Genomic DNA, 22,632 nt, shown 5'->3' with positions numbered 1-22,632 from the left:
CACTCGGACGGCCTCTTCTCCGACCGCAACGCCCTACGGGTGCCTTGCAGGGGGCGTTGCGGAGCCACTCGGCCCTGCCCGACCCGTTTCGACGATGACCACGGGCGGCCGCGCGTCCGCGCCGCCGTCCCGCCGACCGCTACACCCAGTTGACCTCCGCCCGCTCCAGCAGGGGGTCGTCGATCAGATGGAACAGCGGCACGGCGAAGTTGCCGGAGCGGAACCTGCCGCCGAAGTGCAGACCGAGCACCCGGTGGTCGGCGAGGTCGAAGACCGGTGAACCGCTGTTGCCGCCGAGGGTGGAGCAGTCGTGCGTCATCGTGGAACCGGCCCCGTCCGGGACCAGGCCCGTCGCCGTGCCTGGCTGCAGCCGCTTCACGTTGTAGATGTCCATGAAGATGCGGCTCATGGCCTCCGGCTCGTTGCGGCGGCCGTCAGCCGCCGGATAGCCGACCACGTACACGGGACGCCCCGCCAGCTCCGGCGGGGCGTCGCCCGCGACCGCGAGCGGCGTCGGCAGCACGCCGCCGCCGCGCGTCGAGGGGGAGACCCGCAGCAGTGCCATGTCGACGGCCGGGTGGATGCCGATCACCTCGGTGACCTCGAACTCGAACGAGTCGTCGGCGACCGCCGCGCCGAGCTCCTCGGCTGTGTCGAGGCGGGCCCCCATGCCCTGGCGGAAGGTGAACCCGCCCTCCCCGTCCGCGCGCGTGAACTCGGCGGCGACGTGCCGGTTGGTCATCACGGCGAACGGCGACACCAGGAAGCCCGTGCCCAGCCAGTCCAGTTCCGCGTGCCCGGTGACCTCCACCCGGCCGACCCGGGCGATCGACTCGCGGATGCCCGGCCGCTGGCCCTCCAGCAGCGCCCAGTCGCCCGCGGGCGGGGCGAAGTCCTGGCCCTGGACCAGGATCGCCGGGCGGCCTTCGAGCAGGACGATCGCCTCCACCCCGAAGTGCTCGTCCTCGTCCACGTCCCCGCCGCGGCCGGCCGCCAGCTTCTCCAGCCCGCGAACCCCCGCCTCCAGCACCCCGGCTCGCTCCTCCAGGGCGGCGCGTCCGATCCGGCCTGCCGTCGCCTCTCGGGGCGCGAGCTCCTCGGCGGACTCGGGGATCTCCGCCTCCAGTCCCTTGCGTACGCGTGCGGCGACCTCGAGCAGGTCCTCCCTGAAGACCTGCTCGGGTCCCGTCGCCACCGGTGATCCGCCACGCATCTCACACCTCCTGTGCCTGTCCCTGCCGCGCCAGCGTCGACTGGGCCGCCGCGATCTCCTTGTGGACCTGCGCGCTGTACTCGCGCAGGTGCTCCATGACGGCGCTCAGTTGCGTCCCCACGTTCACGAAGGCCGTGCTCTTGCCCTGGAAACTGACGTCGGACACCCGGCGCGTGCCGCGGTGCAGCGCCACGACCGTCCAGTCGTCGGTCAGCACCGGCGACCCGGAGGAACCGCCCCGGGTGTCGGTGAAGTACCGCACGTCCCGTTCGTCCGCCTCGAAGGCGAGGTTGTTGCGCAGCGCGATCCGCTTCGGCTCGCCCCCCGGGTGCTGGATGATGTTGACCGGCACCGGCGTGTCCTTGGGCACGGCAAGCGCCTGCGTGGCGATGCGGAGGAAGGGTCCGGGCCGTGCCTCGGCCAGCCGCAGCACCGCGTAGTCCAGTTCCTCGTCCCAGGCCGCGAGTTCGCTCGCCGCGGTCTCCTCGGCCGTCGGGTCGTCCTCGCTGACGTAGTCGAAGCGGCAGCGCGCCCCCTGCGCCTGGAGCTGCAGGTCCGTCGGGTCCGCCGACTGCTGCTCGCCGGCGCTGCGGTTGCGGGCGTTGACCACGTGGTGGTTCGTGACGAGCAGGTCGGGGGCGATGAGCCAGCCGGTGCCGGTGTGCGGCAGTGCCACCGGCTGGAGCAGCGCGCCCCCCTGGTACGGCAGCACCTTGACGCGCGCGACCGCCCTGCCGGCCAGCGCGCCGCCGCCGAGGAACTCGAAGGGGACCGTGTCGTCCCGGAAGACGATCTCTTCCTTGGTCTCTCCGGTGGGCACGTCGGGTGCGACGTCGGGCTCTCCGGCGGCGTCGCGCGACACCCGGTCCAGGGCTTTCAGGAACACGTCGCGGGCGGCGGCGTCGGTGAGCTGGTCGGCGGCGTTCCGGAGCCACTGGGCGAGCGGCACGCTGCCGTCGATCAGCCGCTCCACGTGGTTCATCTCGTTGAGGTCCGACTGCACCTGCGGGCCGGGCGCCGGGACGAACGGCAGCGAACCGCGGTACTTCGGGAGGATGCCCGCGAACAGAAGAGGGCGCCGGGCCGGATCGGCGAGATTCGATTCCACCGCGACGTCGCGCAGCCGTGCGACGTCGTCCTGGGACAGATAAGGGTCGCTCATGGTCGATCAGGCCGCTCTGTGGCCGTTCCCTTCGACGGGGGTGGGGGATCCTCCTGCGGGACGTGCCGCGGCCCGGTCGCCGTCGGCCGGGTCCCGTGCCAGGTGCCGCTCGGCCGTACGGGTGGCCTGCCCGGCGTCGGCAGGGGCGCCCGAGGCCATCGCCGCCGCAACCCCCGAGGCGAGTTCGCCACTGCGGTCGTCGAGGTGCAGCAGCCTCCCGGCGAGCCGGTCGAGCGTGCCGCGCGCCCGCGCGGCACGCAGGATGCCCAGCACCCCGGTGTGCGTACTGCCGGAGGAGAGCGCCCCGTCCGACGGGCCGGCGTCCTCCAGCAGGCCCAGCAGCGGGCCGCGCAGTTCGGGGCGGCCGGCAACCACACGGTCGACGGCCTGCGCGAGGGACTCCAGGACCGCCTCCTCGGTCTCCGGGAGGCCCACCACGTCCAGGGTGCGTTCCAGGACCTCGGGGTGGTCGCGCGAGACCGCGGCGGCCGCGGCCCGCACCAGCGCGGGCCGGCGGGCCAGTTCGGCGTTCGACAGCCGACGCAGCCGATCGGCGAGCCTGCCGTCGATCTCGTGGTTGTGCGCCTCGGTGCCCGCCGCCAGCCGCGCCCGGCTCAGCAGGGCGCCCAGTGCCTCGAAGCCCCGCCCCAGGCCCCTGGCAGCCTCCTCGGCCTCGGCGAGGTCGTCGTCCGCCTCGCCCACGTCGCCGTCCGCCTCCGCGAGCCGGGCCGACAGCAGCAGCAGTTCCAGCCGCAGCTCGGGGAAGCCGGCCTCTTCGGCGTCCTGTACCGCCGCTTCGGCGGCCGCCCTGGCCTCCGGCCGCCGCCCCAGCCGGTCCAGGGTCTCCGCCCACAGGGGGTGCAGCGGGCTGCCCGCGGTCCACGGGCGCCGCCCGTCGAGCCGGGCGGCGGCCGCTTCGGCGTACCCCTGGGACAGCAGGTCCTCCACCTCGTGGGCCGTGATGCGCTCCCAGTCCTCCTGGTCCGCCTCCGCCATGACCTCGTCCGAGGCGTGGCCGCCGAGGCGTCCCGAGAGGTAGGCGGCGGACCGTCCCGCCATGTCCTGCTCGGCCCCGGCGAGCAACCTCTCGACGCCCGGCATCCAGCGCAGTTCCACCTTGCGGGGGCTCTCGTTCAGCCGCAGCCGGTGGTAGATCTCCTCCGCCCGCGCCTCCGGACCGTCCTGGGCCGCGTAGTAGGCGACGGCCAGCCTCCCCACCGCGCGCATCTGGTCCGTGCGGGCCCGGTCGGCCAGCCGCAGCATGATCGCCCGCAGGTCGGACCGGTGGCACACCGTCCCCTGACCGGCGGACTCCACCAGATCGAGCCGGGACAGCAGCTCGAAGAGCCGCTCGGCCTCCTCGTCGGATTCCACCACGAGCCCGCACGGCGCGGCGAGGACCTCTCTGATCAGCCGTGGGGTGATGGACCGCAGCCCCAGTCCCGCCTGGGCCAGCGCGCGGACCTCCGGGTCGCGGATGCGGCCCAGGAGGCGCTCGTACAGGGTCCCCTGGATCAGCATCTGGTCGACCGCGCGGAAGAAGTGCCGGCGTCGCCGCGGCAGGCTCTCGATCAGCGCGTTCAGGTACTGGGCCCCGTCGCCGTTGCCCCCGTCCCTGTCGCTTTCGGCCGCCTGCACGGCCGCCCGCGCGGCCAGCTTCAGGCTCAGCGGGTGCCCTCCCACGCGCTCGGCGAGCTTCACGGCCAGCCGCTCGTCCGTGACGCCGCAGGACACCAGCAGGGCCACCGCGGCCTCGTGGTCGAGGTCGCGCAGCTCGATGGCCAGCGGCTGCACCACCCGGGCCGGATGCCTCTCCAGCAGCCGCCCGGCGACGACGGTCCGCAGCCGTGGATGGACCTTCTGGAGCCCCGACCAGACGCCCCACATGCGGCCCAGCTCGGGGGAGCCGCTGTACTGGGCCTCCTCGAAGGAGTCGATCACCAGTACCAGGGGCGGCTGTTCCGCCGCGGGCACGCCCACGGCGGCGACGACGAGGGTCGCGAGCTGCGCCGCCAGGACTCCCTCACGGGCGGCGGCCAGCGCGTGCAGCCCCGAAGCGGAGAGCCGTCCCATCGTGGCCCGGGTGGTGGAGAGCCCGTAGAGCTCGTCCACCGTGTCCTCCGCGGTGCGGTGGACGCCCGCCGCCGCCTCGCATTCGTGGGCCAGGGCATCGAAGGCGGCGCGCTGCTGCGGGTACTGGATGCCGAGCTGCCGGGCCATCTCCGCGATCAGCGTGGCCGGTTCGTGGACCGACAGCGTGGGCCGTTCGAAGTCGATGTAGGCGAAAGGGAATCCGGTGGGGGAGTCGTGCAGGCTCTCCAGGAGGAACTGCGCGAGCAGGGTGCTTTTGCCGACACCGCCGAGTCCGTGGATGAGCACCGGCCGTTCGGTCGCGCCCGCCCGGGATACCTCGCTGTGGATCTGCCGCAGCCGCCCCGGCAGGGTGCTGGCAGGCATTCCGATGTACGCGCGCAGCTGGGCGAGTTCGTCGGCGCGCCCCTGGAAGGGGCTCTGTACGAGCCGCTCCAGCGGTTGCAGCAGCCGCGCCCGCTCCAGCATCCCCTGGACCGCAGCGGTCTCGGGCAGGCCGGTCATGCCGGGAATCTGGGCGAGCCACAGGACGGCCTGGAGGGTGTGGGGCAGCTCGTCCGCATGCTGCCGGGCGAGGTCCGGGGGATCGCCCCTGAGGTAGGCCAAGGCGGTTTGCTCGGGTCCGGGTCCGGGCGGGATCTGGTCCAGGTTGGCCATCAGGGCCTGGCGGGCCTGCTGAGGACCTGCGAAGCCGCGCAGCGCCGTGTCGCGGACCTCCGACTTGAGCACCCAGGTGCAGCTGTCGCGCGCCCCGGCGGCCCGGCAGTCCTGCACCAGCTCCAGAGCGGCCTGCTTCGAGGGCTCCTCCTCACCGGGGAGCCGCAGCTGCTCCTTGTCGAACCGGGTCAGCAGCGAGGCCGCTTCCCGGTAGGCCCGGCGAAGGTCCGACACGGGTGCGGGGCCGGGGGAGGCAGCCGCGGCGCACAGCCGCTCGCGCAACAGAGCGCCGAAGTCCTGGCCCGGCGCCAGGGAGCGGTAGAGGCGCACGGACTCCTCCGCCGCCGTGCAGAGCTTGCGCATGTAGCTGTCCGGGCCGGGGGCGTCGCCGGCCTCGAGGACGGCGGGGACGGCGGCCTCCACGAGGGCGGACATCCGCTGTTCGTCCGGAGGCGCGGCCGGGTCCGCAGCGGCCGGGTCCGCCGTTGCGCCCGCCGGGTCCGCTTCCGTCGCCGCTGCTTCTGCCGCAGCCGCTTCCGCCGTAGCCTCCGTGAAGAACTGCAGGTAGAAATGCCGCAGATCCTCCGGGCCGAGCATCCGCGCGATGTCCCGGACCTCGTTCTTGCGGATCTCGTACGGAAGCTGGCGCATGGTCGGCGAGTACCCGAGCAATACGAGCCGGGGCGCGGCGTCCGGTTGTACCGGCCTGTGCTCGTAGATGGTCAGGGCCAGCTTGCCGATGCAGTCCCAGACGTCGGAATTGACGTCGAGCTTGTCGCAGTCGTCGAGGACGAACCAGTACTGTCCGCTCGCGGCGGTGGCCTGGCTGACGATGCGGTGGAGCGCCGTTTCCATCTCGGGTAGTGGATCGTTCAATTGTGTCGGATTCAACGGTGCGAGGGCCGTGCGCGGGTCGGCGACGAACTCGGAGAGCCGGAAGATCACCTGCTCCGCGGTCGAGGCCCGGTTCAGCGTCAGCCGGACCGGGCGGAAGCGGGAGTGCAGGCCTACGTGCCGGATCAGGTGGTAGGTGTACGAGCGGCCGCTGTCCGGTTCGCCGTCCACCACCAGGACCGTCTTGTCGGGGTCCTCGACGAACTCGCGAAGCCTGCTTCTCAGGTCCGCCCGGTCGATGAACACCTCGGTGCCGTTCCCGAGCACCGTCGAGAGGAAATGGTCCTGCGGTGAGACGTGCAGCCGGGCGGCGTGCTCCAGCTCGCACTTGAGCCGCAGGGCCTCCTTGCCGGCCGGCAGCGAACTCAGCGAGTCGATCCGTCCGAGGGTTTCGAGGAGGTGGAGTTGGGTGTCGACACCGTCGTTCCGCACGGCCTCGACCAAGGCCACGGCGTTGTCGCTGCTCACGTAGTTGAGCGGGATCCTGCTCACGAACTCCGGTGTGAATCCGAACTGCACCAGCCGGGAACGGGGTTCACCGGTGATGAAGAGGTAATCGCGCACCCATTCGGTGACGAGGCCCCACTCGGTATCCTTGGGAGACATACCGCACCTGCACACCCGCCGAAGCGGCGCGTAAAGACGGACTGCCTGATACCTGCAATGGTTTCACCCGGTCTGTCCGGCCGCAACGCGGCGACCGTGCCCCTGCGGAGCCGGGCCGCCGCGCCCGGTGGCGGGGCGGCCCGCGCCGCTCAGCTCCCCAGGACCATGTCCTCGTAGGACTCCAATCGCCGCCAGCGCTCCTCGGGCGCGCGCGTCAGGGGCATGAGGTCCGCGGCCGGCAGCGGTCCGAGGTCGAGCCCGGTCAGCTCCGCGATGTCCGCCACCGGCACCTGGAACGTGCGGTACGCGCCCAGCGGGGGCGGGTCACCGGGCTTGGCGCCCGCCATCGCCCGCTCGCGGTCCCGGCTGAGGTCGGGGCTCTGGTCGAGGACGTACGCGGTCGAGGCCAGCGCCCCGCCCTGGACGAATGCGGCCACCTTCCAGAAGCGCAGCGGCACCTGAATGCCCCGGTAGGGCGGGTCGGAGTCGTGCAGGACGGGGCCGGTGAAAACGCTCAGCTTGCGGTCGAACCCGGCCGCGTGGTCGAGCAGGTGGTTCTCCAGCCCCTGCCACAGCTGCTTGCCCTGGTTGAAGACGTCCTGCTGCGGGGCCGCATTGGTGAAGTGGAACGTGTCCGTGTTCGCGCGGCCCGCCTCCGCCGCCGCACCCCAGACCGGGTCCAGGCGGCGGACCAGGTGCCCGCGGTCCAGGGGGTTGTCGCGGTAGATGTCGTTGCCGGCCTGCTGGGACTCGGGCACCCGGGGGTCGAACGTCCAGGAGTCGTCCCGGGGTACGTCCTCCAGGAGCCGCTCGCCGTCGATGCAGACGGCGGTCGAGGCGGCCAGCCTGCGGTCGGGGCGCAGGACGACGGTGAAGTGGGTGTAGGGCAGGACCACGGTGTCGACCGCGGCCGAGGCCGGTAGGGGCAGCGGGACGACGGGCCCCAGGAAGGCTTCGTCGTAGCCTGTCCGGTCGGCGAGGGCGTCGGGGCGCGCCGCGTGGTCCGGCGGCGTCTCAATTGCGTTCATGCGATGGGAATACCGCGCAGAGATGATCGTTTACGGGGGCCCGTCACGGGCCACCCGAACAGCGGCCACCCTCCCGTCGCCCCTCGGCAGGCCCGATCGGGCGGCTTCCCTCCCGCCCGGGTTCGGACGGGGCGGGCCGCGGAATCCATCCTCCGACCCCCTCCGCCCGGCGCGCCCCCGAGGAGTTCCCGTGCCCACTGGCCTTTCCCTTCACGTCGGCTTGAACAAGGTCGATCCCGCCGCCTACGACGGCTGGGACGGCACACTCCTGGCCTGCGAGAACGATGCCCGAGACATGGCGGCGGTAGCCCGCACCGCGGGATTCGAAGACACCCTCGTCCTCACCGGCGACGGCACGGTGGAGAACATCACCGACGAGCTGCGCGCGGCCGCCGCACGGCTCAAGGCCGGGGACATCCTGCTCTTCACCTACTCGGGCCACGGCGGCCAGATGCCCAACACCACCGGATCGGACACCGAGCCCGACCGGCAGGACGAGACGCTGGTGTTCTTCGACCGCCAGTTCCTCGACGACGAGCTGTACCGCGAGTTCCAGCGTTTCGAGGAGGGTGTCAGGATCTTCGCCCTGCTCGACTGCTGTCACAGCGGCAGCGCCATCGAGTCCGTGCACGAGCTGCTGACCCCCGAGGCCATGCAGTCACACTTCCAGACGAGTGACCCGGGCGGACTGGAGGCCGCGTCCCGCATGATGCCGCTGTTCAGGCAGCAGCAGGCCTTCGAGCGGAACCGTGCCTTGTACGAGGGGCTCCAGCGCGAGCTCCGAGACGGCAACGGCGGCCGTCCGGCCCCCGGCGCCGTGCTCATCGCCGCCTGCCAGGACAACCAGGTCGCCTCCGACGGCGACGTGAACGGCCTGTTCACCGCGCAGCTGCTCAAGGTGTGGAAGGAGGGCACCTTCCGGGGCGACTACCGCACCTTCCACCGGGACATCCAGAAGCGCATGCCCGCCATCCAGAGCCCGAACTTCTACACGACGGGCAACCCACCCGAGGACTTCCTCCGACAGAAGCCGTTCACGGTCTGAGCACGCCCTGCATCGGACGGCGAGTTCGAAGGCGCTCGAGGGAAAGCGTTCCCCGCGGCCCCCGATGACTACCGCCCGTCCGAGGATCGGCCGGCGTCGACCCGCGGGGGCCACTTCTTCCCCTTCAGCGCAGTCACTTCTTCGGACAGCGCCATCACTTGGGCGGACAACGCCCCGATCTGCTTGCTCAAGGCCGCAAGACCGTCCTCCCGGCCCACACCACCGTCCCCGGTGACCGCGAGGCTCCGTGCCAGGGCGACCCCGGCCGGGACCCCGCTGATCCGGATGCCCACCTCCTGCCATGCCGACAGCACGGCCAACTGTTCGGCGCTGCCGTCCCCGTACAATCCCGCCGCCTTCTGGTAGGTGGTATCCGCGAAATCCTGGAACTGAGTGTCGACGCCGGAGGCCTTGAGCGCTTCGTACCAGATGACGCCGGGAGCGCCCCATGCGAACCCGCCGATGCGCGCTGCCGCCAGATAGAACGCCTTGTTCGGAATGCCGGAGTTGATGTGTACCCCGCCGTAGTCCCCCCTGTCGTTGTCCGGCAGGTTGGCGAAATTGCGCATGTGGTCCGGCTGGGGGTCCTTGCCGAACAGGGCGTTGTCGTAGGCCTGCCCGGGAGCCTTCATCGACCGCAGGGCGTCGGCATCGATCCCCGGGGTGAACACGTCGGCCCCGATCAGCCAGTCCGCCGTCTCGGCCGATTGGTTCAACGACCACTGCTTGACCAGCGTCCCGAAGACGTCCGACATCGACTCGTTCAACGCACCGGACTGATTGTGATACGCCAGCCCCGCAGTGAACTCGGTGACTCCGTGCGTCAACTCGTGGGCGATGACGTCCAGGGAACCGGTGAAATCGGTGAACAGCCTTCCGTCCCCGTCACCGAAAACCATCTGGCGTCCGTCCCAGAACGCATTGTTGTAATGCATGTCGAAGTGCACGTACCCATCGAGACGCATTCCCCGGTCGTCAAGTGAATTACGCTGGAGCACCCCGCGGAAGAAATCGCGTGTCTTGGCGAGTCCGTCGAACGCCCGGTTGACGGACTCGTCCGATGACGCCGGTCCATCCTCCGACCGGGCCAGCTCGGCGGAGGGGAGGAACCTGCCCCGTCGGCAGTCGAAGATGGTCCGCCGGCCGTTGCCGGCGGCCGCACCGACCCAGGACGCCCGGACTGCCCTCTCGCCACGCAACCGAGCAGTGCTCAGCAGGGAGTCCAACGCGGCTTGACGTACCTCGCGGTCTTTGCTCTCCAAGAGCTTGTAGAGGATGTGCGGGGGGACGATGCAGTTGAGGCGGCGGGTCCTGCTCATGGGAATATCTCCTGAAAAAGAGGAGCGCGACAGTGAATGCCCGGCCTGTTGTCATGATTCCCCGAGGGACCTTCTTCCTCTGGCGGCGCGCACCGGCACGGGGTGAGGTGCGAAGTGGATGTCCGGCCATCGCAGAGGCAGGCAGAGATGCGTGGGGCGAGCGGCGACAGAAGCGTTCGGCGTCCACCGGACCCGTCCTCGCGGCCCGCCACGCTGATATCAACAGTTTCCCGCCGACCCTGGTCACCGGCAAACGCAGCGCGAGTCACGTCCGCACCGTTCGGTGAGCTTCAGCGCGGCCATTGATCCGATGAGGCGGGGGACGAGGGCTACGCCTGCGCCCACTTGCGGAAATCGTTACGCTGACGAGGTATCAAGCCCGCTGCGCGCGGGAGCCGCCAGCCGCGAAGGACAACCGCCCAGCGCGCCTGCGCCAGGGCCTCCTGCGCCGCGATGAGCGCCATGGCCGCACCCTGTCGCCGTGGCTCAGGCGCAAGCAAGCGGAGTCCGGCGTCAGGGTGGGGGTTCGGCTTCGCTACGGGCGGCGACGGAACGTGAGCGCCTTCCGGCACCGTGTGGTGGCCACAGGAACCGGGGGAGGAGCTCGACCCGGTCCGAGAGGAGGCCCAGCAGGGCCCTGCGGACCGTCCCCGAGTCCTCGGTATCGCGAGCGCACGCGAGCAGTTCACCTGCCCGGGCATCGGGCACCCCGCCGGTCAGCGCGTCCACTCAGGCCGTGCGGCGCTGTTAGGGCTGCTCATGGTCGACGACGCACCGCACGAGGAGACCGGCGTCGTACGCCCGCAGCCGCGCGGCGTCGGCCTGCCTGGCGCGGGCGTCAAGGTCTCGATGTTCGGCATCGGGGGATGCTCCCGCGCACCCCGGCATGCGCCGGAGCGGATTACTCGGGTCCTGCTCCGGCCCCCCCGGCACGGCCCCGAGCAGGCGTGCCCGTGGGGTCAAAACCTCCCGGCCTCCCGCCATCTGCTGATCAGTGCGCGCCAGACGTCCAGGCCGCAGTATGCGGGGCAGCCGCAGCCGCAGCCGCAGGCGCCTTCGGCGAGGAGTTCGGCGTGCAGGGCCGATGATGCGTTGGGGTGGTGGACGATGAGGGAGCGGACGGCGAACCGAGGTGCCGCGGGGTGGCCGGCCGACTCCGCCCGTTCCCGCTCGGCCAAGCGGCGGAGCACGGGTTCGTCGGCTTCCGGGTTCAACAGGACACACCACCGCACGCTTTCCTCCTCGTCGGAGGCCAGCCGGAGCAGGACGGCGGGCGGAGCGGCGAAGCTCGGCGCGGTGTACAGCCGCACGGGGATGATGTCGTCCGCAGCGAGCTCGTGCAGCCGCTCGGCCGAGACGTTCGGGTCGCGGGCTTCCTTGACGCGGGCATAGCCGAGCATGCGCTCGACCGGGCTGCGGACCTTACGGGAGGTCATGCCCCTGGTCGTGCCACGGGCCTGAGAGGCACATAGGGGGCCCGCTGGGGGCCTGCATCGGCGTCCAGGTCGCGGGCGCCGGCCGCGACCGACGGGGTCAGTCGCCGGACCAGCAGGTCCAGGGCCTGGGAGAGCTCGCGCACGACACCCGGATCCGGGACAGTGGCGTCCGGTCGGCGAGGGCCGCGGCCCGCACCGGAACGTGCATCATCCCGGCGACGAACCGGATCACCCGACGGACGGTGCACGCGTACCGCTGCGCCCTGGTGCTCGCCGCCCAACCGAACACGGAAGCGGTCCGGTTGCCGGGCGGGCCCCACGGCAACACCGCGTCCCCCCGCTCGGCGGGTGCCCCGGGCGGTGGCCAGGTGAAGGATGCGGCGTGCGCCCAGCCGGGCGGAACGCTCAGGCGGCCCGGCAGAGCGCCTCGGGGCCGGCCGGGGCGGAGGTGCGGGCCACCGTCGCGTGTACCGGACGGGCGCAGCGGACGGTGGCCGCGGCCTGCGAGCGGTTGCGGGCGAAGACGACCAGCCGCAGCACCGCGAACCGTGCGAGGCCGGCGAGTGCGGAGGCGGACAGGTAGACGATCTGCTCGAGCAGCGCACCGGGGGCCGCCGTCAGCTGCTGCAGGACGAGCATCGCCAGGCAGGTGACCGCGTACGCTGCCGCCGCGGATCCGGCCGACTGCGCATGCTGGCGCCAGGTCGCGCGCCCGCCCGCGCCGAAGGTGAAGCGGGCGTGCAGCTCGGTGGAGAGGAGCGTCGAGCCCACGGTGACCAGGGCGTTGGCAAGGGCCCACGGAAGCCAGGAGCCGAGGCCCGCCACGGCGAAGCTGGACGCGATTCCCACCCCGCCGCCGCAGAGCACGAAGCGGGCGAAGGCGGTGAAGGGGCCGGGGGCCGCCTGCTCCCGGCTCTGTGCTGTCTCCATGATCCGACCCCTTCACTGGCTCACCCCCACGAAACTCCCGTTGCCTTACGAGGTCGACGGGAGCGCCGCCCATGACGCCATCATGGCACATATATGGCGCCATGACGAGCCAATAAATGGCACCAAGGGCGCCACTGATGGCGCCGCGCGCGGAGCGCATGGCGAAGGTGCAGGTCAGCGGCCCAGCGCGGGAAGACGAAGACGCAAGCCGGTGCGGCACGGCAGGGGCGAAGGGATGCGGTTCGGTGCCACGCTCGGCGCCTTGGTGCCACGGGGTGCCACGGGGTGCCACGGGGTGCCACGGGGTGGCTCGGGGTGGCTGGGAGGCTGCCGCGGCCCGTGCCCACGGGCCCCGCGAACGGTGGGAACGGGGCTCACAAGGGCGACGCAGGGCGGCCGCAGTCTGCGCCCCGAGCGCCGGGCCGGGCGATCGGGGCGCACGTCGATCCGTACGGCGGCTGGGGCGTCAGTCCAGCGTCTGTGTCAGTTCGCTGCGGGCCGAGGTATGGACGAGCCGGCCGCGGGCTCCGTTGACGATGGGCAGGTACGGCGGAACGTGCCCGCACTCGACGTCGGCGATGATGGGGACGTTCAAGGACCCGAGTGCGTCGAGAACGGCTTGGTGCTGCGTGAGTGACGCGGTGCCGGGTGCCGGGGTCCGGCCGACGAGGATCGCGTTCGCCGTGTCGAAGAAGCCGGCCAGCCGCATCCCGTGCAGGTTCCGGCAAATGGTGGGGGCGTCGTCGCCGGCCGCCTCGACATAGACGAGGAGCCCGTCCGGGGCCTCGGCTCGCGCGAACGCGGAAGCGTCGAGGTACGGCGTTCCCGTGAGGTTGCAGAGCGTTTCGATGCAGCCCCCGATCAGGCGCCCTTCGACCTCCACGTCTCCGTCGCCGTCGAGCCTGGTCCACCTGCCGGGCGTGTCGAGCGTGAGTTCGCGCACCTCGGGACGGGCGCTGTAATCGTCCCAGCCCCCGGCCCGGTGGCGGTTGGGCGGCGTCTGTGTGAACCGGTGACCCTGCGGGGCGGCGACGATGTCGAGCCACGACAACAGCCCCTCGGGCACGTGGTACGGCGTGTCCATGAGGTTGTTGCCGTGGACGGTGGCGGTCCCCGTGAGGAGGGTGAGCGGCGTGATGACGGTCGACATGTCGGAGAACCCGACGAGCCAGGTCGGCTCGGCGTCGCGCAGCCGTTCCCAGTCGAGCAGGGGCAGCAGGTCGATCGCGGTCTCCCCGCCCCAGGGCGGCACCACGGCCCTGATGCGGGGATCCGTCAGCATCGCCATCAGTTCGTCGGCCCGGTCGGCCGCAGGGGCACTGACGTGACCGGTGCCGTCCATGCAGTTGCCGACTTCTACCTCGTATCCCCGGGCCACGACATCGCGCATCGCCACGTTGAGGCGCTCGCGGAGCTCCTTCGCGACGCCGCTCGAAGGAGAAGTGATGCCGACGCGGTCGCCGGGACGCAAGGGGCGTGGATATCGAACTGACATGCGTCGGATTCTGACACGACGCGCCGGCCGTGCCCTAACCGGTTTCGGCCCGCCCGCGAACGAGCAGATGCCGCCACGAGCCGGCCTCTTGGTGCAAGGTGACCGGGAATTCGTGGTCGAACTGGCGGATCTGACGGTGCGTCGTGGCTAAGACGTCGGCCCGGCACATGATTTCGAACCGGCGACTTCAGGACCACGGGTCGTTTTCGGTGTCCGGTGCGTCGGGGTCCAGCATCTTGCGGAGGCAGCGTTGCAGCCCGTTGCCCACCGTGTCCTCCGCGGCACGCATCCACGGAAGCGGCGCCATGAGGCGGGCCGTCTCGTCGGTGGCGAGATCGTCCAGCACGGTGCGCAGGTCGTCGGGGACCGGCACGTCCGTGAGGCACATCCAGCCCAGTGCGGCGCTCACCCGCACCTCGGGAGGCCGCGCGGAATCCGACCAGTACGCCCGGGTCCACGCCGGCGCCTCCGCGTCCTGGTGTGCCAGGGCCAGCTGCGCGGCCGCCAGTACCAAGCCGGCGCGCACGGCCGGATCCGGCTCGGCAAGCAGACGACTGCGGAACGCGGTGCGCACCTCCCGGGCGCGGTCGGACGCGGCGGCCAGGACGTATGCGGTGGCGATGCGCACGCCCGGGTCCGGGTCGTCGAGCAGAGGCAGGAGGAGGTCCGCATCCGTGGCGATCGCGTCGCGGGCGGCCTGCACCGACCAGTTCCCCGGATAGCCGGTGACCTCGAAGCCCCATTCGTCACCGCTGTAGCGGAACCGCAGCATGTCGGCACGCGTGCACACGCCGTGGTGCCACCAACGCGCGAGCGCGGCCGCCACGGCCAGGGCGCCGATGCGGTGGTGAGCGTGCGGATCGGCACCGATCCGCACCAGGAAGGGCACGGCCGGCACCGCCGCCGCGCGCATGTCGTTGGCGCACAGGCCCCCCAGCAGGTCCAGGGCGGCACTGACGGCTCCGGCGTCGTCCGAGCGCAGCTGCTCCACGGCCCTCCGGACCCGCCCGCCCTCCGGGAAACGCTCCCAGGGCACCTGCTCGACCATGAACCCGCCTCCGGCCTCCGGACGGAGAGCCGCCACCACCGCGCGTACGTCGAGGCCACCTCCCACCTGATCGAGCGGATCACCGTCCACGAAGGCCTGCTCCACCGCCCGGTACGCCGGATCGCTCTTCCACCCCTGCACCCGAGAACCTCCACGCAGCCCACTCGACCACGGTCGATCCTGCCAGCCGTCACCGACAGCACGGCCGGCCGGAGCCTGTTGCGCTCCCCGTAGGCGACTGCGCCGCAACCAGCGGCCCTTGCCGCGGTCCTGCGCCCGACCGTCCTTGCGCCTGAACTCTGAAGCGCGCGAAGACCGCCGCCCCCGCGAGCACGCCGCCGCCTAGGGCCGCCGGCCCGCGGGCGGGTGCCACGTGTGGGCCGGAAGGGCCTCCGCCAGCGTGCTGAAGAAGCGCTGGTCGCGCCACGCGTCGAGGTTCCCGATCACGAAGAGGCGCCGCTTGGCGCGGCTGACCGCGACGTTGAGGAGGTTCGGCCGGGACGCCGCCCAGGCACGGGCGCCCGCGCGGCCCGGGTCCGTGCCCAGGACCAGGATGACCACGTCCGCCTCCTTGCCCTGGGTCGTGTGCACCGTACCGACCCGCTCGGCCGGCATGAAGTCCCGGCACACCCGTTTCGCACCGGCCACGACCTGCCGGAACGGGCTGATCACGAACACGTCCCGGCCCAGGTCCACGCCGCCCTCGTCGCGCAATCGCTCCAGCACCCGCTTCAGGGCCCGCCCCTCCTCCGGGATCCAGTGCCCGTCCGCCTCCGCCCCGGTCACGTTCACCCAGCTGCTCGCCGGCCGGTAGACGTACGGCTCGCGTTCCGCCGTCCCCTGGACCATCAGGCCGTCGTAGGCGACCGCGTTGCTGATGGAGAACATCGGCTCGTCGCACCGCCGGTGCACCCGCAGCGGAGATCCCACCCACACCTCGTGGCTGCCGTCCGGGAGTTCGGCGGGCAGCAGGGTTCCGTAGCGGTTGGACCGGTCGGCGAGCTGCTGCACCGACGTGCGCCCCGGCGCCCACTCCTGCGCGGCGCCGAAGTCGTCGCGCAGGGCACGCTGGGCCGTCCACGGGAGCACCACGACCGGCTCCAGCTGCAGCGGATCGCCGACCACGACCGTCCGCCGCGCCCGCCACATACCGCCGACCGCCATCTGCGGAGCCGCCTGACCGGCCTCGTCGACGAACAGCCAGCCCAGCGCCTCCGGCCCCAGCCGCCCGAAGACCCGGTCCAGCGAGGCGAACGTCGTCGACACGACCGGGACCACCACGAACAGGCTCTGCCATGCCGCCCGCAGGTGCGCCTCGGGCACGGTCTCGGGCACGGCCCCCGTGACGGCGTCCATGCCGGCCATGAGGTTGGCGTACATCGTGCGGGCCGTGCACCGCAGGAAGGCCTCGTGGAGGCCGAGGGCCGCGAGGAACACCTCCGTACGGGCCTTCGCGATCTCCGGATCGGACCAGGGCGCCGCCAGCTCGCGCGCCGAGTCGTCGGTGAGCCAGGAGTCCTCGGGCACGCACCCTTCCCAGCGGCCCCGCGCCGCCGCCAGCGTCTTCTCCGCGCCCTCGGCCCGGGCACGCGCCGTGCCCTGTGCCTCCTCCTGGGCGCGCAGGCCCGCCGCCACCGCGCCCACGGTCGCCCGTACGCCCTCCACGTGCGCCCGCGCCGCATCCCTCACCCCACGCGCGGCGGCGACCAGGCCGGCGGCACCGGTCTCGTGCGCGTGCCAGTCCCGCGCGGCCCGCCCCAGCGTGAACAGGCTCACCGTGAAGCCGGGCCGACGGGCCAGATGCGCCTGATGCGCACGCTCGGCCTCCGCCAGGTCCTGCTGCGCCCGGGCGAGCGCCGTCTCGGCGGGCGGGAGCGCCTCCCGTACGCGGGCCAGCCGCGCCGTGTGCTGCACCACGGCCAACTGGGCCCGCAGCAAGGCTTCGTACGCTGCTGTCCGATCCGAGTACGCGCCGGCGGCGCCGGCCCGCTCGTCGCGCAGCCGCTCGGCCTCGGCCAGGGCGGCCTCGAACCGCTGCTTCGCCTCGCGCCACACACCCGTCTGCGGGGTGTCGCGCCACTGCCGCAGCAGGTGGGAGAGCCCGCTGCCGCTGTCGATCCACGCGTTGCGCGTCCGGCGCCGCCCGCCGTCGGCCTGCGGCGGAACGGGCGGCGGGGGAGGGGCGCCCGCGTCGCTCTGGCGGAACTTGCCGTGCCAGAAACGGTTGACGAACTCCAGACGGTTCCTCTTGCTCCCCAGGCGCGCCGCCACGGCGCCCCACGCCGGTTCGCCCTTGAGGAGACGGGTGGCCTGCTCGGCGAAGTAGTCGGCCTCCTCCCGCCACTGCTCGCCGAGCGCCCCACGGGCGGGGATCTCGGTGGAGATGTTCTCCACCGCGCCGTTGTTGGCGGAGGCGACGACCATCTCGAAGCCCGTGAACTCAGGCCGCAACGGGGTGACCGTACGGGTGTAGTCGCCGCTCTTCCACACGTACGGGGCCTGCTTGGCGAAGGCCTCGGACGGCAGGCGCAGGGCGGCCAGACGACGGGCCCGCTCGACGACCGTCGCGGCGAAGCAGTCGCGCAGCATGGTCGTCTTGCCGGTGCCGGGCGGGCCGTTGACGGCGAAGAGCCCGGCCGTGGGGGCGAGCTCGGTGTGGACCGCGTTGACGGCGAACTGCTGGCTCAGCGCGAGCGGGTGCTCGGCCTCCGCCGGCCAGCGGCCCGCGGGGGTACGCGTCGGAGCCACGCCGGCGAGCGCGGCCGCGGGGTTCAGACGCAGGTCGACGCGACGGGTCTGGTCGAGCGCCGCGTCGGGAGTGAGATAGGAGCCGAGCCCGGGGCCGGGATCGCTCTGGGCGAGTGCGCCCGCCACGCGGTCGAGGTCGGCGGCGATGAAGCTGTTGAGGAAGTCCTGCTGGTCGGGGTCGCCCGCGTGATCCAGCCGTACGGGGACGCTGCGGACGCGCACCCCCGCCGGGGCGAGCGCGACGGAGACGCCCCAGGCCTCGGCCAGCTCGTCCATGAACTCCAGGAGACGCGCGGCTGTGACCACACCCCGGCCGACGGGGGATTCCTCCTCCTCGTCCCCTTGACGCTCCACGGGGGACGACGGCGTGGCGGCGGGCCCGCCGAGCGCGGCGGCCCGGCCGCCCCACGCGCCCGCCTCCACCTCGAACCCGTCGAGCCAGCCACGGCTGCCGGGGCCGGGCGCCACCGCGCGGCCCGTGGCCCAGGCGCACGAGGAGAAGACGGGGGAGTCCAGCAGCAGCCGGCCCTCGTCGGTGACGGTCAGGGCGAACAGCGCGCTCTCGCCGTCCATCCGGCCGTCGTGGTCCTCGCCGCTCTCACCGAAGACGTGGAGCAGGGTGTCGCGTACGGCGCTCAGGGCGAAGGCTCCGCCGTAGACGACGTGCTGCCATCCGTACCCGGCCTCCAGCGGGACGGACCGCACCGGGTGCCCGGCCTCCCAGGGCATGGGGCCGTCCGGCTCCGCCGCGTACACGCGCTCCCGGCCAGATAAGGCCGGTACCTTCTGCGGACTGAACAACTCGACCGCCCGCCAGTACCCGACGATCCCGCTCCGCCGCCGGCGCTCGCCCCCCACCGCACCCACGCCCACTCCCCGTCTTCGATGATCACCGCTACGAGGCACCTTAGGGCGCACGGGCGGGCGGGTCAGGCCGTTGCCATGTCCGGCTGTTGACCTTGCCGCCGGCGGCCGGCGAGGTGGCCGCCGCACCACCCTCCGGGAAGGGCCCACGGATGACACCCGTGGCCCCGCCCGCTCAGCCCGCGGCGAGCCGGAGCTCGGCGAGGGGGAGTGCGATCCGGGCGGCGGTGCGCGCCGGGAGCCGGGCAGCCCGGGCGCCGGTCCAGGCCAGCACGCAGGCCTGCTCGTCCGCCCGGCACAGGGAGAGGTGGAACAGCAACTGCCGCCAGGCACATGCGGTGCGCTTGGCGGTGGCGCCCGGAGGGGGCGCGGCGGGGAAGGCACGCCGGGCGAGGCTTCCCCAGCCGGCTCGCGGGGTGACGCCCCCGCTGCAGGACCAGGCTGGCGAGGTTGAACGTGGTGAGGATCCGCGCCTGTTCGACGACCGCGGGGTCGGTGGCCGGCGACCGGTCGGCGTGCCCGGCCCGCACCGGCACACAACTTCGCGACTCCGCCCGGGTCCTGGGCGACCGCCAGGTCCCGTACCTCCGCGTAGCCGATGCCGAAGCAGCGCTCGTACAGCGTGCCGTGCAGCAACTCGGCGGCGGCGTGCGCGACCGCGAGCAGATCCTTGGAGGCCGCCCCGCTGTAGGAGTCGGCGAAGGGCTCGATGCTGACTTCGTGGGCGAAGGGCCCCAGTTCCTCGACGAGCTCCGACGCCGCCCGGGCGTCCCCGTCGCGCAGCAGCCAGGCCACGGTGAGCAGCGCGGCCTCCTCGGGGACGCGCAACGCGTACCGCCCGTTGTCCGGCAAGGACCGCAGCCAGGCGAGGCCTTCGTCGGTGAGACAGGGGGCGAAGGCCTCGTCCGGGGACATGTCTGCGAGGGGATTGCGGGGATTCAGGTTGCCGATCGTTCTCGTCCACGGCCGGCGTGGCAGGTCCTGCCCCTGCGCCCTCCGACTGCGCAGGCCGGTGCTCTGGCTGCTGAGCTACACGCCGCGGTAGGCGAAACGTAGACGCTCGAACAGCGCTCGCACAAGGCGGAGCGGCCTATACGGTCGCGCGGAGGCGGGTGGCGGCCGCCTCGGCCTCTCGTACGACGCGGTCCGTGTCGACCTCGACCAGTCGGCCGCCGAGCTTCAGCGCCCGGCCGTCGACGAACACGGCGTCGACGTTCTCTGGGCGCCCGTTGAAGACGATCTGGCCGACCCAGTCGAAGCGCGGTGCGAAGTTCAGGGCGGCCGGGTCGATGACGACGAGGTCGGCCCGTTTGCCGGGGGTCAGGGAGCCCACCCGGTCGGCGATGCCGAGGGCCTCGGCGCCGCCCAGCGTGGCCATCCGCAGGACGTCGTCCACCTGCGGGAAGACCCCGGCGTTCGTGGCGCGGGCGCGTTGCAGACCGATGGCCGTCTTCATCAGCGCGTGGAAGTCCGAGCTGTCGTTGGTCCCGCCGTCCAGGCCGAGCCCGACCTTGACGCCCCGCCGTCTGAACTCGGAGAGCCGCATGATGCCGGAGGCCAACCGCATGTTGCTCAGCGGGCAGTGGGCCGCCCGTACGTCGTGTTCGGCGACGGCGGCGATCTCGGCGTCGGTCAGGTGGATCGCATGGTTGATCAGCAGGCGCGGGCCGAGCGCGCCGATGTCGGTGAGGACCCCGATGGGGTCGTCGGCACGCTGCTCGGGGCGTTCCAGGACATGCGAGTTGAGCATGACTCCCATGTCCTGCGCGGCCTCCCAGTGCGCGCGGTTGAGGTCCTGGACGGCGCGGGCGGCATGCGTTGCGACCTGGAAGGAACCGAGCGGCACCGGGTCGACGAGCTCCTTCTTCACCTTCGTGACGAGCACCGCGTCGGGCTTGGGCGGGAACATCGCGTAGGCGAAGCGCACCCCGGTGCCCGCCAGGGCCCGTACGTAGCTCTCGATGAGGTCGTACGTGAAGATGTCCACCCAGTCCACGAGCGTGGTCACGCCCGACTGGACGGCGTCGAGGGCGGCGAGTCGCACGAAACTGTGGAGGGCCGCGGGCGTCAGACGGCCGCGCTGGGGGTCCGTACACCCCTGGAACCAGCCGAACAGGTCGCGGTCGGTACACCCACCGCGGATCACCGCCTGCCAGAGGTGGGTGTGCGTGTCGACGAACCCCGGCATGGCCAGCTTGCCCGAGGCGTCCACCACCCAGGCGCCGCGCGGCGTCTGGAGAGCCGTGCCGACGGCGGCGATGGCGCCGTTCTGCATCAGGACGTCGGCGTTTTCGATGGCACCGAGGGATCCGCTACCGACGGCGGGGTCCATGGTGAGTACCAGGGAGGCCCCGCGGAGCAGGACCGTCCGGCCGCCCTGGGCCGGCTGGTCGGGCTGGTGGGCGGGATCGCTGTGGAGCGCGGGGCGGGCGGTGACGCCGAGGGCGAGCGGGGCGGCGGCGGCCAGACCGAGGCCGGTGAGGAGAGCGCGTCGGCTGGGAGCCGAAGGCGGGGTGGGGGCTGACTGCATGGCGTGTTACCTCCCGAGGACTCAGAACGGAAGGCCCGCCCGGGCGACGCTGTGGCGAGCGTCGAGCAGCGGCGGGAGATTACACGCAGCATGCCCAGCGCACGGCCTTTCGATAGGCGTCAGCGGAAAACATTTTCCGTTCCAGTCATGTGGCGGTCATGCCGCCGTTGACGCTCCCGGGAAACGGAGGCGCCCCCACCGGGCGTCCGGGCACGGGTGCCGCATGCGTGGGCCCACGGACCGGATCGGCCGACTCCAGCGGCTCGATCCGGTCCCGCAGCACATCAGTGATCACTCACCGGACAGCCGTACCGGACGACTGACCCACCCGGCCAAGAGGCCTGCGCGGGACCGTCGGCGGGGGCTCCCCTCCCGCGCGCACGCGTGCGGTGGCCCCGGAAGATCAGGCTCCGGAGGCGGCGAGGCGGCGCATCGTGTCCATGAGCTCCGGCGGCGGGGCGATGCTCATCGTCCTGGTCTCGTCGTCGAAGACGGTGATCGTGGTCAGGCTGCCCGCCCGCCACCAGAACACCCGCGGCGACAGACGTCCGGGGCCGTCCTCGTAGGCACCGAGACCGAACTGGGCGAGGTCGTTGACGGCCTCGCCCACGTGGCGGTCGGCGAGCGGGTAGAAGACGAGGTTGTGCCGGTTCGGAACCGTCAGCAGGACTCCGTCGGCCGGGAGTTCGGGGCCGCCCGCGGCGCGGACCGACTCCTCGAAGACGAGCGCCTTGCTGGCGGCGTAGACGGAATCGCCGCCGATGATGTGGAGGACGGCGCCGCCGGGCCGCTCGAGCGTGTCGTAACCCACCGGTTCGGCGAGCAGGTTGGCGCGCGCGGCCGCGTACAGCACGTCGCGGTCCACCCGGGCGACGTCCCGGTCGTCCAGCAGGCGGACGCTGTCCGGGGTGTCGTACGCGATGCCCTCCAGCAGGTCGGTGGCAACGGGCCGCAGGTACCCGAACTGGTGGGCCGCCTCCGGCGGTATGGACTCGGCGGCGGCCAGCCGCAGGTACACGTTGCGCAGCGGGTCCGCGGCGGCGTCCGGGGTGGTGGGGGGCGACTGGTCGGTCATGCGCTGTTCCTTCGGCAGTGGTGGTGGTGGTCGGTCGCAGCGGGCGTGGCGCGCCGCGTCGGGCGGGCCGGCGCGGCCGTGCAGACCGGAGGGGGCACCGCGGGGTTCCCGGCCGGCGCGGCCGACCGGCCCGGTTCGGAGCGCGGCACCGGCGGCCGCCACGCGGAAGGTTGCGGGCCGGGCGAACCGGCGGACCGCCCTTGCGGAGCGCGTCCCTGTCTGCAGGTCAGGTCCGATATCAACCGGACACGGTCACCGTATCAGCGCCTTGCGCAAGGCCGCGGTCTGGCCGGGCCGGCGGGCCGGTGGGCGTGCCGACGGTACGAGGCCCCGGGACGCGGGTCCCGGGGCCTCGCTGTGCACTTCGCTTGACCGCCCGGTTCAACGACTGGCTGGGCGTTGCGTTACGCGCAGAGTGCCGAGTTGGGTGAGGGTGCTGCCGGCCGGGGCGACGCATCCGGGCGGGGGCGGGGGCGAGGCCGGGCTCACAC

At 72.5% G+C, this 22,632-nt stretch carries 14 protein-coding genes and 1 tRNA gene; 1 reads left to right on the top strand and 14 read right to left on the bottom strand.

Translation table 11 applies throughout. From position 1 onward, the window contains the following. Positions 1–139: 139 nt before the first annotated feature. The 4 genes from PV721_RS19400 to PV721_RS19385 all read right to left on the bottom strand — a co-directional run bounded on the left by PV721_RS19400 (position 140) and on the right by PV721_RS19385 (position 7,651). Complete coding sequence (locus tag PV721_RS19400; protein ID WP_319725986.1) at positions 140–1,213, bottom strand: serine protease; 1,074 nt, start codon at positions 1,211–1,213, stop codon at positions 140–142. Position 1,214: 1 nt separating this feature from the next. After that, positions 1,215–2,375: a trypsin-like peptidase domain-containing protein gene (locus PV721_RS19395; protein WP_319725984.1), complete on the bottom strand. Its 1,161-nt coding sequence runs from the start codon at positions 2,373–2,375 to the stop codon at positions 1,215–1,217. A 6-nt stretch (positions 2,376–2,381) separates the two neighbouring features. Then, positions 2,382–6,623 carry an AAA family ATPase gene (locus PV721_RS19390; protein ID WP_319725982.1) on the bottom strand — a complete coding sequence of 1,414 codons (4,242 nt, stop codon included), beginning with the start codon at positions 6,621–6,623 and terminating at the stop codon, positions 2,382–2,384. A 149-nt stretch (positions 6,624–6,772) separates the two neighbouring features. Then, positions 6,773–7,651 carry a DNA/RNA non-specific endonuclease gene (locus tag PV721_RS19385; RefSeq protein WP_319725980.1) on the bottom strand — a complete coding sequence of 293 codons (879 nt, stop codon included), beginning with the start codon at positions 7,649–7,651 and terminating at the stop codon, positions 6,773–6,775. A 190-nt stretch (positions 7,652–7,841) separates the two neighbouring features. Between PV721_RS19385 and PV721_RS19380 the strand changes: the two genes are divergently transcribed. Then, complete coding sequence (locus PV721_RS19380; protein ID WP_319725978.1) at positions 7,842–8,696, top strand: caspase family protein; 855 nt, start codon at positions 7,842–7,844, stop codon at positions 8,694–8,696. A 68-nt stretch (positions 8,697–8,764) separates the two neighbouring features. On the opposite strand, the gene PV721_RS19375 is transcribed toward PV721_RS19380, so the two are convergent. The 10 genes from PV721_RS19375 to PV721_RS19330 all read right to left on the bottom strand — a co-directional run bounded on the left by PV721_RS19375 (position 8,765) and on the right by PV721_RS19330 (position 22,141). Further along, positions 8,765–10,015, bottom strand: coding sequence for a M4 family metallopeptidase (locus PV721_RS19375; RefSeq protein ID WP_319725976.1), 1,251 nt, complete (start codon positions 10,013–10,015; stop codon positions 8,765–8,767). Positions 10,016–10,974: 959 nt separating this feature from the next. Then, on the bottom strand, positions 10,975–11,451 hold the full coding sequence (locus PV721_RS19370; RefSeq protein WP_319725972.1) for a hypothetical protein: 477 nt from the start codon (positions 11,449–11,451) through the stop codon (positions 10,975–10,977). Positions 11,452–11,856: 405 nt separating this feature from the next. After that, a complete protein-coding gene (locus PV721_RS19365) occupies positions 11,857–12,381 on the bottom strand; it encodes a hypothetical protein (protein ID WP_319725970.1) in 525 nt (174 codons plus the stop codon). A 466-nt stretch (positions 12,382–12,847) separates the two neighbouring features. Further along, on the bottom strand, positions 12,848–13,876 hold the full coding sequence (locus PV721_RS19360; protein ID WP_319725969.1) for an LD-carboxypeptidase: 1,029 nt from the start codon (positions 13,874–13,876) through the stop codon (positions 12,848–12,850). Between the two features lie 187 nt (positions 13,877–14,063). After that, on the bottom strand, positions 14,064–15,065 hold the full coding sequence (locus tag PV721_RS19355) for a hypothetical protein (protein WP_319725967.1): 1,002 nt from the start codon (positions 15,063–15,065) through the stop codon (positions 14,064–14,066). Between the two features lie 201 nt (positions 15,066–15,266). Next, positions 15,267–18,428: a DEAD/DEAH box helicase gene (locus tag PV721_RS19350; RefSeq protein WP_319725965.1), complete on the bottom strand. Its 3,162-nt coding sequence runs from the start codon at positions 18,426–18,428 to the stop codon at positions 15,267–15,269. A 283-nt stretch (positions 18,429–18,711) separates the two neighbouring features. Then, positions 18,712–18,855 (bottom strand): hypothetical protein, encoded by a 144-nt coding sequence (locus tag PV721_RS19345; protein WP_319725963.1) that lies wholly within the window; start codon positions 18,853–18,855, stop codon positions 18,712–18,714. 647 nt (positions 18,856–19,502) lie between these two features. Beyond that, a tRNA-Arg gene (locus PV721_RS19340) sits at positions 19,503–19,575 on the bottom strand. Between the two features lie 51 nt (positions 19,576–19,626). Then, complete coding sequence (locus PV721_RS19335; RefSeq protein WP_319725960.1) at positions 19,627–21,066, bottom strand: amidohydrolase family protein; 1,440 nt, start codon at positions 21,064–21,066, stop codon at positions 19,627–19,629. A gap of 403 nt (positions 21,067–21,469) precedes the next feature. Beyond that, on the bottom strand, positions 21,470–22,141 hold the full coding sequence (locus tag PV721_RS19330; RefSeq protein ID WP_319725957.1) for a hypothetical protein: 672 nt from the start codon (positions 22,139–22,141) through the stop codon (positions 21,470–21,472). Positions 22,142–22,632: the final 491 nt, after the last annotated feature.

It is taken from the genome of Streptomyces sp. MB09-01, assembly GCF_033794505.1.
Classification (GTDB): domain Bacteria; phylum Actinomycetota; class Actinomycetes; order Streptomycetales; family Streptomycetaceae; genus Streptomyces.
This window is presented reverse-complemented; position numbering and strand designations above follow the sequence as displayed.

What these genes read in the sequence shown, in the direction of transcription:
- PV721_RS19360 (WP_319725969.1), bottom strand. Translation starts at nt 13,876, where the DNA reads ATGTCAGTTCGATATCCACGCCCCTTGCGTCCCGGCGACCGCGTCGGC.
- PV721_RS19370 (WP_319725972.1), bottom strand. Translation starts at nt 11,451, where the DNA reads ATGACCTCCCGTAAGGTCCGCAGCCCGGTCGAGCGCATGCTCGGCTAT.
- PV721_RS19375 (WP_319725976.1), bottom strand. Translation starts at nt 10,015, where the DNA reads ATGAGCAGGACCCGCCGCCTCAACTGCATCGTCCCCCCGCACATCCTC.
- PV721_RS19365 (WP_319725970.1), bottom strand. Translation starts at nt 12,381, where the DNA reads ATGGAGACAGCACAGAGCCGGGAGCAGGCGGCCCCCGGCCCCTTCACC.
- PV721_RS19330 (WP_319725957.1), bottom strand. Translation starts at nt 22,141, where the DNA reads ATGACCGACCAGTCGCCCCCCACCACCCCGGACGCCGCCGCGGACCCG.
- PV721_RS19390 (WP_319725982.1), bottom strand. Translation starts at nt 6,623, where the DNA reads ATGTCTCCCAAGGATACCGAGTGGGGCCTCGTCACCGAATGGGTGCGC.
- PV721_RS19395 (WP_319725984.1), bottom strand. Translation starts at nt 2,375, where the DNA reads ATGAGCGACCCTTATCTGTCCCAGGACGACGTCGCACGGCTGCGCGAC.
- PV721_RS19400 (WP_319725986.1), bottom strand. Translation starts at nt 1,213, where the DNA reads ATGCGTGGCGGATCACCGGTGGCGACGGGACCCGAGCAGGTCTTCAGG.
- PV721_RS19335 (WP_319725960.1), bottom strand. Translation starts at nt 21,066, where the DNA reads ATGCAGTCAGCCCCCACCCCGCCTTCGGCTCCCAGCCGACGCGCTCTC.
- PV721_RS19385 (WP_319725980.1), bottom strand. Translation starts at nt 7,651, where the DNA reads ATGAACGCAATTGAGACGCCGCCGGACCACGCGGCGCGCCCCGACGCC.